The 13,916-nt window shown below is 50.8% G+C and carries 12 protein-coding genes; 7 read left to right on the plus strand and 5 right to left on the minus strand.

Annotation, left to right across the window (positions count from 1 at the left end):
* Nucleotides 1-172 precede the first annotated feature (172 nt).
* A complete protein-coding gene (locus F1728_RS00925; RefSeq protein WP_194242628.1) occupies nt 173-3,916 on the plus strand; it encodes a CheR family methyltransferase in 3,744 nt (1,247 codons plus the stop codon).
* Here F1728_RS00925 and F1728_RS00930 read toward each other — a convergent pair.
* Nucleotides 3,913-4,668, minus strand: coding sequence for a response regulator (locus tag F1728_RS00930; RefSeq protein WP_155362508.1), 756 nt, complete (start codon nt 4,666-4,668; stop codon nt 3,913-3,915). The genes F1728_RS00925 and F1728_RS00930 overlap by 4 nt on opposite strands.
* Nucleotides 4,669-5,236: 568 nt before the next feature.
* On the opposite strand from F1728_RS00930, the gene F1728_RS00935 reads away from it, so the two are divergent.
* The 5 genes from F1728_RS00935 (at nt 5,237) to F1728_RS00950 (ending at nt 11,086) form a co-directional block, all read left to right on the plus strand.
* Nucleotides 5,237-5,446, plus strand: coding sequence for a hypothetical protein (locus F1728_RS00935; RefSeq protein WP_155362509.1), 210 nt, complete (start codon nt 5,237-5,239; stop codon nt 5,444-5,446).
* Nucleotides 5,443-5,568, plus strand: coding sequence for a hypothetical protein (locus F1728_RS32035; protein ID WP_261344497.1), 126 nt, complete (start codon nt 5,443-5,445; stop codon nt 5,566-5,568). Before F1728_RS00935 ends, F1728_RS32035 begins: the two co-directional genes overlap by 4 nt.
* A 29-nt stretch (nt 5,569-5,597) precedes the next feature.
* Complete coding sequence (locus F1728_RS00940; RefSeq protein WP_228030443.1) at nt 5,598-6,128, plus strand: DUF2071 domain-containing protein; 531 nt, start codon at nt 5,598-5,600, stop codon at nt 6,126-6,128.
* Between the two features lie 813 nt (nt 6,129-6,941).
* Nucleotides 6,942-8,753 (plus strand): HDOD domain-containing protein, encoded by a 1,812-nt coding sequence (locus F1728_RS00945; protein WP_228030444.1) that lies wholly within the window; start codon nt 6,942-6,944, stop codon nt 8,751-8,753.
* The gene (locus F1728_RS00950; RefSeq protein WP_155362510.1) at nt 8,750-11,086 is read left to right on the plus strand and encodes a PAS domain-containing hybrid sensor histidine kinase/response regulator; all 2,337 of its coding nucleotides are present in this window, start codon (nt 8,750-8,752) and stop codon (nt 11,084-11,086) included. The genes F1728_RS00945 and F1728_RS00950 overlap by 4 nt, the downstream gene beginning before the upstream one ends.
* Nucleotides 11,087-11,133: 47 nt before the next feature.
* Here the strand turns inward: F1728_RS00950 and F1728_RS00955 are convergent, their stop codons facing one another.
* Nucleotides 11,134-11,628 (minus strand): Imm7 family immunity protein, encoded by a 495-nt coding sequence (locus F1728_RS00955; protein ID WP_228030445.1) that lies wholly within the window; start codon nt 11,626-11,628, stop codon nt 11,134-11,136.
* 178 nt (nt 11,629-11,806) lie between these two features.
* On the opposite strand from F1728_RS00955, the gene F1728_RS00960 reads away from it, so the two are divergent.
* Nucleotides 11,807-12,142: a DMT family transporter gene (locus tag F1728_RS00960; protein ID WP_155362511.1), complete on the plus strand. Its 336-nt coding sequence runs from the start codon at nt 11,807-11,809 to the stop codon at nt 12,140-12,142.
* A gap of 34 nt (nt 12,143-12,176) precedes the next feature.
* On the opposite strand, the gene F1728_RS00965 is transcribed toward F1728_RS00960, so the two are convergent.
* The 3 genes from F1728_RS00965 to F1728_RS00975 form a co-directional block, all read right to left on the minus strand.
* Nucleotides 12,177-12,599 carry a hypothetical protein gene (locus tag F1728_RS00965; RefSeq protein ID WP_155362512.1) on the minus strand — a complete coding sequence of 141 codons (423 nt, stop codon included), beginning with the start codon at nt 12,597-12,599 and terminating at the stop codon, nt 12,177-12,179.
* An 8-nt stretch (nt 12,600-12,607) separates the two neighbouring features.
* Nucleotides 12,608-12,973, minus strand: coding sequence for a hypothetical protein (locus F1728_RS00970; RefSeq protein WP_155362513.1), 366 nt, complete (start codon nt 12,971-12,973; stop codon nt 12,608-12,610).
* A gap of 78 nt (nt 12,974-13,051) precedes the next feature.
* Nucleotides 13,052-13,837, minus strand: coding sequence for a hypothetical protein (locus tag F1728_RS00975; protein ID WP_155362514.1), 786 nt, complete (start codon nt 13,835-13,837; stop codon nt 13,052-13,054).
* Between the last annotated feature and the right edge of the window lie 79 nt (nt 13,838-13,916).

Below are 13,916 nucleotides of genomic sequence, written 5' to 3' on the forward strand. Positions count from 1 at the left end.
CTCCCACACCTCACATAACCCACTGAAATACAGTCACTTACAACACACCCGACACTCAGTGGTCGTGAATGGCATGCGGTTCGCTTTTGCGAAAAGCATACAGAGAAGATTTGAAGCGCATCAAAATGATCGCAAGCTGATTCAGAGCAATCTGAGAAAAGGACATTCAACGATGAACAGCGATAATGCTAATCTGGGTGAAACCAATCGTAATTCAGATGAGGACGATGAACCGAGCAGTTTTCCGATCGTGGGCGTCGGTGCGTCAGCAGGTGGACTGGAATCCCTGGAGGAGCTGTTCACGAAAGTTCCCGTGAATAGCGGCATCGCTTTTGTCGTGGTACAACACCTGTCCCCGGATTTCAAAAGTGTAATGGATGAGCTTCTGGCGCGGCGGACTGACATCCCCATCCAACAGTCGGAAGATGGACTGCCGATCTCTCCCAATCGGATCTTTCTGATCCCGCCGAAGAAAGAGGCGATCCTCGCTGATGGACGTTTTCGTCTGCGAGACAAAGATCCCAAAGAAACCCTGACGCTACCCATTGATTATTTTTTCCGCTCACTGGCTCAGGAAGCAGGCTCCCGATCGATTGCGGTCGTGCTCTCGGGCAGTGGCAGCGATGGTTCGCGCGGTATTCGCGACGTCCACGATGCGGGAGGACTGGTGATCTGTGAAAGTAATGAAACTGCAAAATTTGATGGAATGCCCCAGTCGGCACGAGAAACGGGACTGGTTGATCTGATCCTGAAACCAGCGGAAATTGCAGGGGCCATTGAAAAGCATGTCACCTTTCACAGCAACAGCCTGACTTCGAATCAGGTTGAAGAAAAACCGCTGGACGAGGGAGTCGAACTGATCTTCGGGCTCCTGAACCAGGAATACGGCATCGATTTTTCCCATTACAAGTCCAGCACCGTCGGCCGGAGAATTCAGCGTCGTCTGCTGATGCAGCAGGTCGATTCGATCAATGACTATGCAGAACAGCTGCGGGAGAATTCCCAGGAACTGAATTCGCTTTACATGGACCTGCTGATCGGCGTCACCCGTTTCTTCCGCGATCCGGAAGCGTTCTCGATTCTGGAAAAGAAGATCATTCCGAATCTGCTCGACAGTATCCCGCCTGAAGAAGAAATCCGTATCTGGATCGCCGCCTGCGCAACCGGGGAAGAAGCATATTCCATCGCGATTCTTTTCCACGAACAACTCGAAGAACGCAGCCGCCCCATCAACATCAAGATCTTTGCCACCGATGCACATAAAGCCTCACTCGAGTTTGCCAGTGCGGGTAACTATGAAGAAGACGCCTTCAAGGAAGTTTCCGACAGACGTCTGAAACGCTACTTCAATAAAACACAGAAGGGTTACTCTGTCGATCCGGACCTGCGTAAAATGATCGTCTTCGCACCCCATAACGTGTTGAAAGACGCTCCCTTTACCAAGCTGGATCTCATCTCCTGCCGGAACCTGCTGATCTATTTCCAGAGCCGGGCACAGAAACGGGCTCTGTCCCTGTTCCACTTTGGCCTCAAAGCCAACGGCATTCTCATGCTGGGCCCCAGTGAGTCCCCCGGGGAACTCTCAGATGAGTTTGAAGTGATCGATGGACACTGGAAGCTATACCACAAACGTCGTGATATCCGTCTGCCCGCGGATATCCGAGGCCCGTTGACCCACACCAGTCTGACTTCAACCAAAGTCGAAGAAACCAGGCAGCCCGCAACTAAGAAACGCGAACTGATGGATATCAGTCTGCTGGGTGCTTACGACTGGGTCCTCGCACATCACATGCCGGCTGCTGTCCTGATTGACGAATCCCGCGAACTGCTGCACGTGTTCGGCGACGCGGAAAAATTCATGAAGATCCGCAAAGGCCGTCCGAGTAAAGACGCACTCGATCTGTTTACAGACGATCTCCGCACAGCGCTGCTGGCAGCCATGCAGAGCATCAGCAAAGACCAGGTTCCCGTCTGCTATAGCGGCATGCGCGTCGACTCGGGTAGTGCAGAGGGCCTGTATCGTGTCTCCATCGAGCCTGTCGAAAACAAACACGCGACTCAACAGCAGTTGTTGATTATGTTTGAAAAGATGGATGATGATGAAGCGGATACCAGCCGCGATTCGAGCTCCCACATGAAAGATTTCAGTTCGGAGCGCATCGCCCGGGAACGCATCAAGACTCTGGAAACCGAATTGCAGCACACCAAGGAAAGTCTGCAGGCCACTGTTGAAGAACTGGAGACATCCAATGAAGAACTGCAGGCAGCGAACGAAGAATTGATCGCCTCCAACGAAGAGTTACAGAGCACTAACGAAGAGCTCCATTCGGTCAATGAAGAACTCTATACCGTTAATGCCGAGTATCAGAACAAGATCAATGACCTGACGGACATGACCTCCGACCTGGACAGTCTGATGGAGAGTACCGATGTCGCGACCGTCTTCCTGGACGAAAACCTCTGCATTCGGAAATTCACTCCCCAGATCGGACCCATTTTCAAGCTGATGTCGCACGACATGGGCCGCTGCATTGACAGTTTCGCCCATCATATTGACCGCCCCGGTTTAATCAAAGAGATTCGAAATGTATTGCGGACAGGAGAACCGCTCGAAGAAGAAGTCCAGGATGATGAGGGACGCTGGATGTATCTACGCGTCCTGCCGTACCGCTCCAAGCGGGATCTGAAGGGCGTTGTACTGACTCTCATCGATATTAACACTCTGAAACGGACCCAGGATTCGCTGGCTGCGGCAGTCAAAAATCGCGAACAGTTCCTGGCCATGCTGTCTCATGAACTTCGCAACCCCATCAGTGCTGTCTTCAGTGCGTCTCGATTATTGAACAATCGCATCAGCGAAACTGAAGAATCGCAGAAAGCGGTTTCCGTCATCCAGAGACAGGCCGCTCACATGGCACGCCTGCTGGACGACCTGCTGAATATTTCACGCATGACCCAGGACAAACTGGAACTCCGTAAGAAGAAGTTTGATCTGCATGATCCCCTGCAGGAAGCCATCGAGTCGATGCTGCCTTCCATCAAACAGCAGGACCAGGAACTGGAACTGAATATCACAGACGATCCGCTGAACCTCTATGGGGATGAAGACCGCTTAAGGCAGGTCGTCGTGAATTTACTCGACAATGCAGTAAAATACTCATTTCGGGGCGATGTCATTCGAATGAATGTCCGCAAGGAGTCGGATGGTGCCGTTCTGGAATTAAAAGATAACGGTAAAGGGATCTCTAGCGAGATGATGGAAACCATCTTTGAACCGTTCGTCCAGTCGCATCGCACTCACGATGATCAGGATGGCGGCATGGGCGTTGGTCTCTCCCTGGTCAAATTCATCATCGATGGGCACGATGGCGACATTCAGGTCAAAAGCAAAGGCATCAATCGGGGTAGTGTCTTCTCGATTCGTCTGCCATTGCTGGAGCAACAGGATCTCAGCCAGATTGATGAAACATCCAATGGGGGGAACGGCAAATCGAAACCCTCAGAGGGGAACGGAAAATCGAGCAGTCACTCTCATCGCGAACAGTCCAGGCAACAGATCCGCAGCGTTGTGGTCATTGAAGACCAGCAGGACAACCGCGAGATGCTGAATGCCTTACTGGGCATGGAAGGTTTCGACGTGAGTACCGCGGAGAACGGTAAAACAGGTCTCCAGCTCATTCGAAATACCGATCCCGATGCAGCAGTAATCGACCTGGGACTCCCCGTACTCAATGGTAATGAAGTCGCCCGCACACTACGATCCGAACGCGGTGACGACCTGTTTCTAATCGCCTTAACGGGCTATGGTCAGCCAGAAGACATCCAACGTGCAAAAGAGGCGGGATTCGACGAATACCTGGTCAAACCTTTGGACCTCGACCGACTGTTAGCCTTGCTCAAAAAAAGCGGTAATTAGACCGTAGTGATTGAGCCAAACGTTTCCTGGCGAATCTGCCCGATCATACGTGCGGGATCCAGCGGCTTCTTGAACCAGCCATCCACACCTTCAGGACCGATGGCTACGCCGGCTTCACGAGGATCAGCACCACTGACGCCGAATACTTTCAGGTTTCGCATCCAGGGAGTTTGGCGGATGTGACGTACCGCCAGGGGACCATCACAGACAGGCATCGCCATATCCAGCAAAACCACATCCGGCAGTTGATGTTCCTGCAGGTATTCCAGTGCCTCAACACCATCGCCGGCGGTCTCGACATCATAACCGAACGATTTCAGGCAGGACGCTAAAAGTTCGCGTTCGTTGCGATCATCGTCGACCAGCAGGGCACGCAACTTCTGTGGCGAGCGTTGCGCGGCCATGATTTTCTCAGCTTCTTTAAAGCCTTCCACCACGGTCTCCAGAGTTTTAGCTGCCTCAGCGTTATCGCCCTGATGAATCTGTAACTGAGCCAGGTAGACTGCCAACCGTGCTGTGTTCAACCGGTTTCGCAGATCATGCTGACTCTTATTGACGAGCATGGAAGGTCGGTCAGCAAATGAGGTCGCGCTTCCTTGATTGGTAGCAACTTCCTCTCTCAAAATTTCCAGTTCACGAGGGGCATCAATGCCGATTTTGGCAACACCGCCTCGGATCTTAAGCACATTGATCGTGACACCGATGGAGGGAAAAACGATCTTTTGATCGGGACGTCTCGACAGTACGAGCATTGTTCGGTTCCTTTCCTGATCGAAATCGAACCATCTGGTTTCAACTTCGCATCTTTTCTTCGGATCACTGACCTGTGACGAGCGAGGTAAGCGGCGACGTCTTGTCGGCTTTCTCGCTATCAGTGAGCTTGAAGGGAATCCGTTCCGTTACACTTACCGCGTCTGGAGTTTATGCCTCAGAATCAGATTGTCAATACAGGATCGTAAATAACCCTGAATCAAACTTATTTTCTGAATTCACAATCAGATTCGTTACTCTCTCCAGTCATCTACCAAAATCATACCGATCACACTTTGAGTCTGTTATGACAGCTTGAAGAATGACTACATCTGTAGCAGCTCGTCTCGTTTGAAATCAATAGGGCTGCACTACGACATTCTTACGCAGTGATCAATTTATTGATTTTGTTTTTTTTCAAGTACGGTCAAAACACACGATCTCAAAGACGATGTCCAACAGTTTAAGAAACACACACTCGAAGCAAGCGTGTTGACAGCTGAACATTCTACGACCAGAATAGCGTTCATTGTCCTTTCTGAATTCCCCGATCCATTCGCAGGACCAGTCATGAGCGATCCGCAGCAGCCCATCAACTACCGCCTGTTTATTCCCCTGATGATGATTTTCATGAGCGGTTACCTGTTCATGAAAGGTCCCTCCGCTAACACTGCCCAACTCCTGTTCCGCGTAGGTACCCTGGCCGTGGGACTGATGCTCCTGCTGTTTCTCAATCTCCCCAAATCAAAATCAAATGCAGAGAAAGATAAAGGAGAGTGACATGTCCCCCCACAGGTACCGACCGACACCAGGCCTACGATCTGGCGACCCCTTATGTCGAACATGCCTCCCGCTATAAATTTCGCAACCTTAAAGATCACACAGCACTCGTGCCCGGTTAAATCACTTACTTCGTCTTCTGATAATCCCGATGGACAATCTCACCTTCAACGACGAACTCCTCGCACGCCAGCCTGCTCGTGGTATTGATGTTGAAACCACGCTCGCGCACTTCGCCATCATCACCTGTCTGATCGACCCGGCAGTACTTCGTCCGTTGATCCATCCCCGCTTCCAACTCGACCTGGTGGAAGTCGATGGACAGGAGAGGGCACTACTCTCAGTGGTCCCCTTCATGGATCAGGACTTCCGCTTCGTCCGCTTTCCCTGGATCAGATGGCGTTTCGGCCAGACGAACTATCGAGTATACGTCACTGATACCCAAACCGGCGAGCACGTTGCATGGTTCATCGGTACGTCCCTGGACTCCTGGACCGTTTCCATCCCCCGACATCTCTGGAAACTCCCCTGGCATCGGGCGCATATCAGCTTTGACTGTAACTACGACGAGACAACACGCCGTTATACTCGCTATCGCATGCAGACAACTGACAGTTGGGCCGACGCGGAAGTCGAACTTCAGGATACCGGCCAGCCCCCCCACCGAACTGTCAGGCTTTGATGACCTGGAAACGGGACTGGTGATCTTAACCCACCCCCGCAAAGGTTTTTATTATCGCCGCGACGGGCGACTGGGCACATATCAGATCTGGCATGACCGGCTGCAGCCAACCGTCGGCAGGATCACCTCGCCGCGCTTCTCACTTCTCGAGGAACGGGGATTTGTTGCATCAGGAGCAGAACCAGCCATCCACAGTGTTCTATTACAGCACGAAACTGAGTTCACGATCTATCTGCCTCCACACACCTTATAATCGGTAGTTTTACTAATTGAGATGAGTAGTCCCGTTCCCCCCTGACGATCACGACATTATGTCTCACCTCATGCGACTAATTTGCTTCTCTGCCATCAGCTAAAATGAGGCATATTCCTCAAACCAGACTAAAATCAAGAAATATAATCAGTACGATCTTGTATGATTATACTTCGCTAGATAGCTTCACTTCACATCCAAAAAAGAGTCCTCATAGTTGTTCTCAGCAATATTTTCTGGGTATCCAGATCTCCCCTTACGTATCATCACAAATATTTTTTATCTCTGATATTCTCTAGTGTTAGCATTGGGTTTGTAGCAGGACATAGCGCACTGCACGAATCAGTAATGCCAGACTGATTTCTTTCAAACCGCACGTCGATTGTTTATTAACATAACAGTTTCGCGTCCTATGATGTCATAATCTCACTTGAACACATCACATTATCGCTAATTTTATACCGATCCTCTCTGCGCCTGAAACATTGAAGTCACTCAGTCCCGCCTGACTATGCACCGTTTCATACTTCCTTCGTTTTCATGTATCCTATATTTTCAAAGTGAGTCTGCCGATCACACGACAGACTCAGTTTTCGGAGGATTTAGCCATAAATTCTTTTCAATACCACGCCCTGATTGTTGATGATGAACCATCCCTGCGGCAATTGCTGGCCCGGGCACTGAGCAAGGTTGGTATTCGCTGTGATACGGCAGAAAACGGTATGGCTGCCCTGGATATGTGCCAGCGCCATACTTATGACCTGGTGATCGTTGACCTCAAAATGCCGCAAATGAATGGACACGCCTTATGTCTGCAGTTGATCCAACGGCAGGACCAGCGACCGGAAATCTGTGTGCTCACCGGCATCATGCAAGACTTAATTGACGAAGATCTGCGGAAGCGGGGTATCAAACACCTCTATCGCAAACCCGTTGATTACAAAGAATTTTCGCAGAACATGCTGGAGATCCTGAAGAAAAGTGCCGCTGCTCACACAAAAGATTCGAAACCGATTCAAACGGCCTCTGCCGCCGCAACCCCCTCCAGCTCGAAGCACAATGTCGTTGTCCTGAGTCCCGACACGTCGTTCTGTCACCGTATTGTACTGGCTTCCGCTGAATCGCCCCTGGATGTAATCATCGCCCTCAGCACTGATCACCTGCTGGAGATTGTAAATGAAAAACGAGTTGATCTGCTGATCATTGATCAGGAAATCTCGGGATTCCTGCGGGGAAATCAGATTGTCGAGCGCCTGCACGCAGACCTGATCAATATTCCCGCATTCCTGAGAGGCTCCCGGGATTCCATCGAACGACTCAACATCGATAACTGCCAGGGAGTGGAACGGACCATTGAAGAGGACACCAACGAAACCGAAATTCTGAACATGGCCTACGGCTTCATGTCGCGTCTTTCACACCATTGTCTGATGATTGATTCCGCGGCCCGCCGCCTGGTCACCGAATTCAGTGATGTACCTCCCATTCCACATGTACTCACCAGGCTTGCCGAACATGCTGCCCGCTCGTCTCTGGAAATTTCGATCCCGCAACTGGTCAGCGAAATTGAAACCGACTCGCGATTGACTTCCGAGTTGATCAAGGTCGCGAATTCATCACAGGTTGCCGCTTCATCAAAACAGAAAGATCTCAAAGGCATCGTCACCCTGCTGGGCCCCCGACAGGCAATTGCCATCTGTCTCTCGCTGGGACTGCGGACGGTCCACTCCAAACTGATGAAGCCCTGGGCGGAAGAATTTCGTCACTGGTATCTCAAACGCACCTCGCTGATCGCTGCCACTGCAGAATCAGTCGCCCGTTATTATGATTCTGTCCCACCGGAAACGGCCTACCTGCTGGGGATCCTGCAAGATATCGGCATCCTGGTGCTGGCTGAGCACTACGGGGAAGTCTATTTTGAGCGGGTCGTGAAACGAGTCCGTAATATCCCGACCTTACAGTTCACCACTTCCGAGAACATGGTCACCAATACCGACCATGGGATGGTCTCGGCAGCCGTGCTGCAATCCTGGAGTTTCCCGTTTTCCATAGTGCAGCCCGTGTATGCGCATCACAAGGATGACAGCGACATGAACCTGCCTATCATGACACAGGGGCTGGTCCGCTGCATGCGGGTCGCGGAAGCCTTCGCAGAGATGTGCGATCAGCCCGTCCCACAACGGATTTTAAAAGTAAATCAACTGCTATCTGAATATTACGATAAAGGAAGAATGGATTCGCAGGATGTCTTTCTGACCGCGATTGAAAAAACAAACAAGATGACGGAAGTCCTGCACACACCGCCTTTGTCCTCTGATGAACTGGAAAAAATTGTCAGTCAACTTCGGGAAAGTGATCCAAAGCATTCATGAATTTCTCATTTGAAAATTCGATCGACGTCAACACTCTGAAACAGGTCATCGAGAAAACCATCAATGCCGTGGTTGTTACGGACAATCGTGGTCTGATCACCTGGATCAACAAAGGCTTCGAACGGATGACCGGTTTCCAGTTCGATGAAGTCATCGGGAAAAAACCGGGGGATCTCCTGCAGTGTGAAAAAAGTGATCCCGAGGTGATCCAGACAATGCGCACGGCCATCGAGACTGCAGAACCCTTCGAGGTCACCATCTATAACTACACAAAGCAGGGAGAGGGGTACTGGAACTGCATCGAATGTATGCCCCTTTACGAAGCAGACGAACACACCGGCTTTCTGGCCATTCAGACCGATGTCACTTCCCGCATCGAATTTCAGAATCAGTTGATTGAAGCCAATCGTCGAGCACAGGAAAACTCGGAACGGTTGCTGCTCGCGTTTGCCGGTGGGCAAGTCGGCAGTTGGGACTGGAATCCAATAGAAGACGAAGTCTATTTCCATGAGAGTTGGGAGAACCTGGTGGGTGCCAGACCTGGCTCCCTGGAGCATAAACTCGAAACCTGGGAACAGCGTATCCATCCCGATGATATCGACAGCTTCACGCAGAAGTTGGCATTCATCACACGTGATAAACATGACACATTTGTTTCTGAGCACCGCCTACTCTGCAAAGAGAAGCATTACCGCTGGACCATGGCCCGCGGGCAGGTAGTAGATCGCGATTCGGACGGCAATCCCACCCGTCTGGTGGGAGTCCATCTGGATATTTCTGAACAGAAACGTACACAACGGTTACTGGACGAAAGAAACGACCTGCTGCAGACCATTCTGGATGTCATTCCATTTGCCGTCTCCTGGAAGGATGCTGACTCCAATTACCTGGGCTGTAATGATCGTTTTCTTGAGTTTTGGGGATTTGATTCCTCTCGAGATGTTATCGGCAATTCAAATCTGAATTTATCGCTGACAGGCATTCATTCTGAATCAAACATCGATGAAGATCAGCGAATTATGCAATCTGGCGATCCGGTAATGCACAAGATCGAGACCAGTGTGTCAAAAAACGGTAGGCCTATGATATTAGACACGAGTAAAGTTCCCCTGAAAATGCATAATGCTGAAACAGGATTACTTATCATTTCAATCGACATCACGGAACTGGAAACGGCGCGAGAGACGTTACGACAAAATGAACTTAAAGTTCGGCACAGAGGACGCATGGAGGCCGTTGGGGAACTGGCAGGGGGCATCGCTCACGAATTCAATAATCTGCTACAGGCAATTGGTGGGTTTGTTTCATTTGCCCGCGATGATATCAGTTCCGATTCGCAGGCTCATACCGATTTAAATCAAAGCTTGACTGCCATCAGTCGCGCGACTCAATTGACCAACCAGCTTCTGCGATTCAGTCGCATCGACGAGGTTGAAAAATATGAATGTAATTCCCTCTCGATCATCGAAGATCTGAAAGTATTACTCCGCCCCTTACTCCCCGAGAATATTAATGTCGACTATCAATTAAACGGCACCTTGCCCCTCATCATCGCGAACCCCCTCCTGCTGGGACAATCACTTCTCAATCTCTGTTTGAATTCCCGTGATGCCATGCCTGCCGGAGGAACCATCACTATAGGCAACCGGCTCATCACGAGCCAACAAAAAACCTTCATTGGCTTTTATGTCCAGGATAACGGTTTGGGGATCCCGGAGTACTTACAGGATCGGATTTTTGATCCTTTTTTCACCACCAAAGAGGTCGGGCAGGGAACCGGGCTGGGGCTCTCCATGGTCTATTCCACTGCCCAGGAGCACCGAGGGTCCATCGAATTTGAATCCCTTCCCGGCCAGGGGGCCCGCTTCGAATTGCTGATCCCTGTCATTTCAGACAATCATCAGCCTGAAGATTCAAATCAGACTGATTCGGTCGATATGAAAAACACAAACATCAAATCCATTCTGGTGGCGGAAGATGATTCAATTGTCATGCGGGTCACTTGTCGTATGCTTGAGAACCTGGGTCACCAGGTCTTCTCTACGAACAACGGTCGGGAGGCTCTGGAAATGTATCGTCAGGAGCGGGACAATATTCATTGCCTGGTATTCGATGTGTGCATGCCACTCATGACCGGCACCGAAGCATACGACGAGATCTGTCGCCTGGGCAATCCTCCGCCGGTTGTCTTCTGTACCGGCTATGATTCCGACCAGAAGCTCAAGAACAACCTCTCCCAGAAAGGTTATCGCCTGATCAACAAACCGTTTGACCAGTCGACCCTCGAAGGGGCCATCAACGAAGCACTGCACGAAGCCGCTGGAGAGGAATGAGCGGCCCTTTCCTGTGCAGGACTTTGTTATCCTCCGTCTCTCTTGAATTAATCCTCATCAGCCCGATCATAAGGGTGCACAGGATCAATATTTCCCTGAACCAGACCGAAGAACGGATCATCCATTTCTGTCAGTACGCCATGCAGTAAACGGTGGACTCGAAACACATTGTCATAATCCATCGGTGGATGACGGCCAATATAATTTCTCTCCCGCGTGTCTTCATCGTCGTAACAATAAAACAGGCCATAGCTTCCCGGGCCGTGTGTCTCGATCCAGTCGAGCATCTCCCACACTGCAGACGTTCTGTGATTACGTGAAACGCACCATGTCAGCAGGCCTTTTTCATTATTTAACGACTCACACAGTTGCCACTGGATAAAACATTCTGCAGACACATCCATCCATGTTCGAAATTCGTTCCATAATTTCTGATCTGCGGCATCGATTTCTGCATCGATCCGATCAATGTCAGACAACCTCGCCTCCCTGATTGCTTCACGACTGCTCCGCAGATGACACCAGCCAAACCCCAGTAACATGGTCGTTTCCCCTCTTTGTTATTCCGAAATTCTTTAAGCCAGCGGCGTTTACCCACAGGACTTACCGCAGCATTGACAGTTCACCGCCATTCGATATCTTTAGACATCCACTGAACCTCTCTGGTTCGACACATACCGAATTTCGCAAGACGTCTCTTGATACGGGGTACTGCAAATCATGTTAACCTGTTATCTGGCTCTGGGAGTGGCAATCGTGCTGGAAGTGATCGGCACGTCTGCGCTGCAGGCTTCGCAGCAGTTCACACGCCCGGTCCCCACGGCAATCACGGTGGTCACCTATCTGAGCGCCTTCTATTTTCTCTCCCTGGCTTTGAAGATGATCCCGGTCGGCATCGCTTATGCCATCTGGAGCGGGGTGGGCATTGTGCTCATCTCCTGCGTTGGCCTGATTCTCTTCAAGCAGAAACTGGATTTGCCCGCCATTCTGGGATTGGCACTGATCATCGCCGGAGTTCTCGTGATCAATCTGTTCTCTCAGACTGTCTCACATTGAATGCGCAACAGCGTCTATACAAACCGCTCACGCTTTATGGTTCCTGTTGAACCAGCTCTTCCGGCGTATTGACGTAGCGGGGCTCCCCCAGTTGTACCAGCAGATCAGCCGGGTATTGTCCCGCATCCGCACCGCTTCGGAAGACCGGCGTCGTTTCATCGGAGTAAAACAGCATTACATCCCCCAGCTGCAGCACTTGAAACAACCGTTCCAGAAATGCGGGGTGCCGGATCGGACGGGCGACCATGATCCCAGCGACATCGCCGCTGTCAGCCGCTTCTTTCCCACCCAGATAAATATCGACTACATCATCGGGCTCCTGAAACCAGACCCGCAGACAGCCGTACTGATCCAGAGACTCTGTCTGGTCAGTTGAAAGTATTTCGCATACTGTCGCATAATCAAACCCGATCGGCTCGCCATCACGATAGTTCCAGATGAATGCTTCTATGCTCATTTACAATCTTAACCACATTCAAAGACCGAGATTGTCTCCAGACATTCAAAGCAGAAAAAGACAAAGATCATCCCCACATCGCCAAACATCCATTTCTGATCCTCAGATAAGCTATCAACACGATGAGGATTCGAATCCCAGTCATGCTCAACAGAGTCGATCTGTGCTGTGAATCGCATCTTGTTCTTACAATGGGGACAGCCCGGCCATTCCTCTTCATTCCCCTGTATCCAGTCAGGACTGCCCCCCAGCTTGGTCCGCTGTCCGTGGTATTCATAATGTGGTATATCTTCCCCCTTCGGATAAGCCTCTTCTCCTTCTTTCACACGCTCCAGAGAGACTCGAAACTCGGGTAACTGATTCACTTTATCCATTCGTTTTCCCACCGATCATGGTACCTAAAATACTTGTCTGAAAAGGCCCTTCATTTCTAACAGACAGCTCCCCCTCAATTAAGTCTGTACCGAATGGGCCATCACACCCACCAGACTGCCGGCCTCAGTCAACCCGACCACAAGCCGCGGGAACACACAGCCGAAATTCGTAGCACTCATTTTATTGCCATCTCCCACTGCAACGAATACGGGGGAGTGGATCTGTTCCGTGCGTTCACACCAGGTAACCAGTTTCCGCCACTGGGCAAGCCAGGCGGCATCTTCGGCGACAAAACTTTCCCACAGCAGGCTGTATTCCTGAAGCACGGAACTCTGAATTTTAGCCTGTGGATAGATCGCCCTATTGAAAGCGGTGCGAATCAGGGAGGCGGTAATCCGCGTCGGCTTTTCCACTCCGCGATTGATGGTCACAAAAAAGGGATCAAAGGTGCTGGAACCTTCTGAATAATTCACCGACACACCTTTGAGAATGGAAGCCATCGCTGCAGACAGTTTTTCACACAACACGATCTCCTCTGGATCATGTTCGTGCACATTGGGTCTGCCCGGCACAAAGAGACAACCACAGGAGTAAACAGCCAGGTGCGGGTGCAGGGTGCTATGATTCCATTCGTCTCGTGGAAATTCCGGACCACAGCACATCATACAGGGTTCAAACGGCTTGAGACGTTCCGCCACCAGGTGACACCCATTAACGGTTACCGGGGGCGTTTCCACCTTTTCAGTTGAGCTCAATTCAAGAGCGGTCTCCTGATCAGCCGACTTACAGCCGCTGATCATCGAACCGGCAGCCAGTGCCAGAATCGTCCGTCTGGAGATCAGCATTGTCTCTGTGAGTTCCATAGCCGGCCTTTATTTGCTTCAGAGAGACGTCAATCTGCTAACTGTGACTCTGTCGGACCATTCTACCGCGTCTCTCATC

The sequence above is a fragment of the Gimesia benthica genome (assembly GCF_009720525.1).
GTDB lineage: Bacteria > Planctomycetota > Planctomycetia > Planctomycetales > Planctomycetaceae > Gimesia > Gimesia benthica.

Bases quoted from the DNA above. Each gene is read 5' to 3' on its own strand.
- F1728_RS00940 (WP_228030443.1), top strand. From the start codon at position 5,598: ATGGACAATCTCACCTTCAACGACGAACTCCTCGCACGCCAGCCTGCT.
- F1728_RS00950 (WP_155362510.1), top strand. From the start codon at position 8,750: ATGAATTTCTCATTTGAAAATTCGATCGACGTCAACACTCTGAAACAG.
- F1728_RS00935 (WP_155362509.1), top strand. From the start codon at position 5,237: ATGAGCGATCCGCAGCAGCCCATCAACTACCGCCTGTTTATTCCCCTG.
- F1728_RS00930 (WP_155362508.1), bottom strand. From the start codon at position 4,668: ATGCTCGTACTGTCGAGACGTCCCGATCAAAAGATCGTTTTTCCCTCC.
- F1728_RS00965 (WP_155362512.1), bottom strand. From the start codon at position 12,599: ATGAGCATAGAAGCATTCATCTGGAACTATCGTGATGGCGAGCCGATC.
- F1728_RS00970 (WP_155362513.1), bottom strand. From the start codon at position 12,973: ATGGATAAAGTGAATCAGTTACCCGAGTTTCGAGTCTCTCTGGAGCGT.
- F1728_RS00960 (WP_155362511.1), top strand. From the start codon at position 11,807: ATGTTAACCTGTTATCTGGCTCTGGGAGTGGCAATCGTGCTGGAAGTG.
- F1728_RS00955 (WP_228030445.1), bottom strand. From the start codon at position 11,628: ATGTTACTGGGGTTTGGCTGGTGTCATCTGCGGAGCAGTCGTGAAGCA.
- F1728_RS00975 (WP_155362514.1), bottom strand. From the start codon at position 13,837: ATGGAACTCACAGAGACAATGCTGATCTCCAGACGGACGATTCTGGCA.
- F1728_RS00925 (WP_194242628.1), top strand. From the start codon at position 173: ATGAACAGCGATAATGCTAATCTGGGTGAAACCAATCGTAATTCAGAT.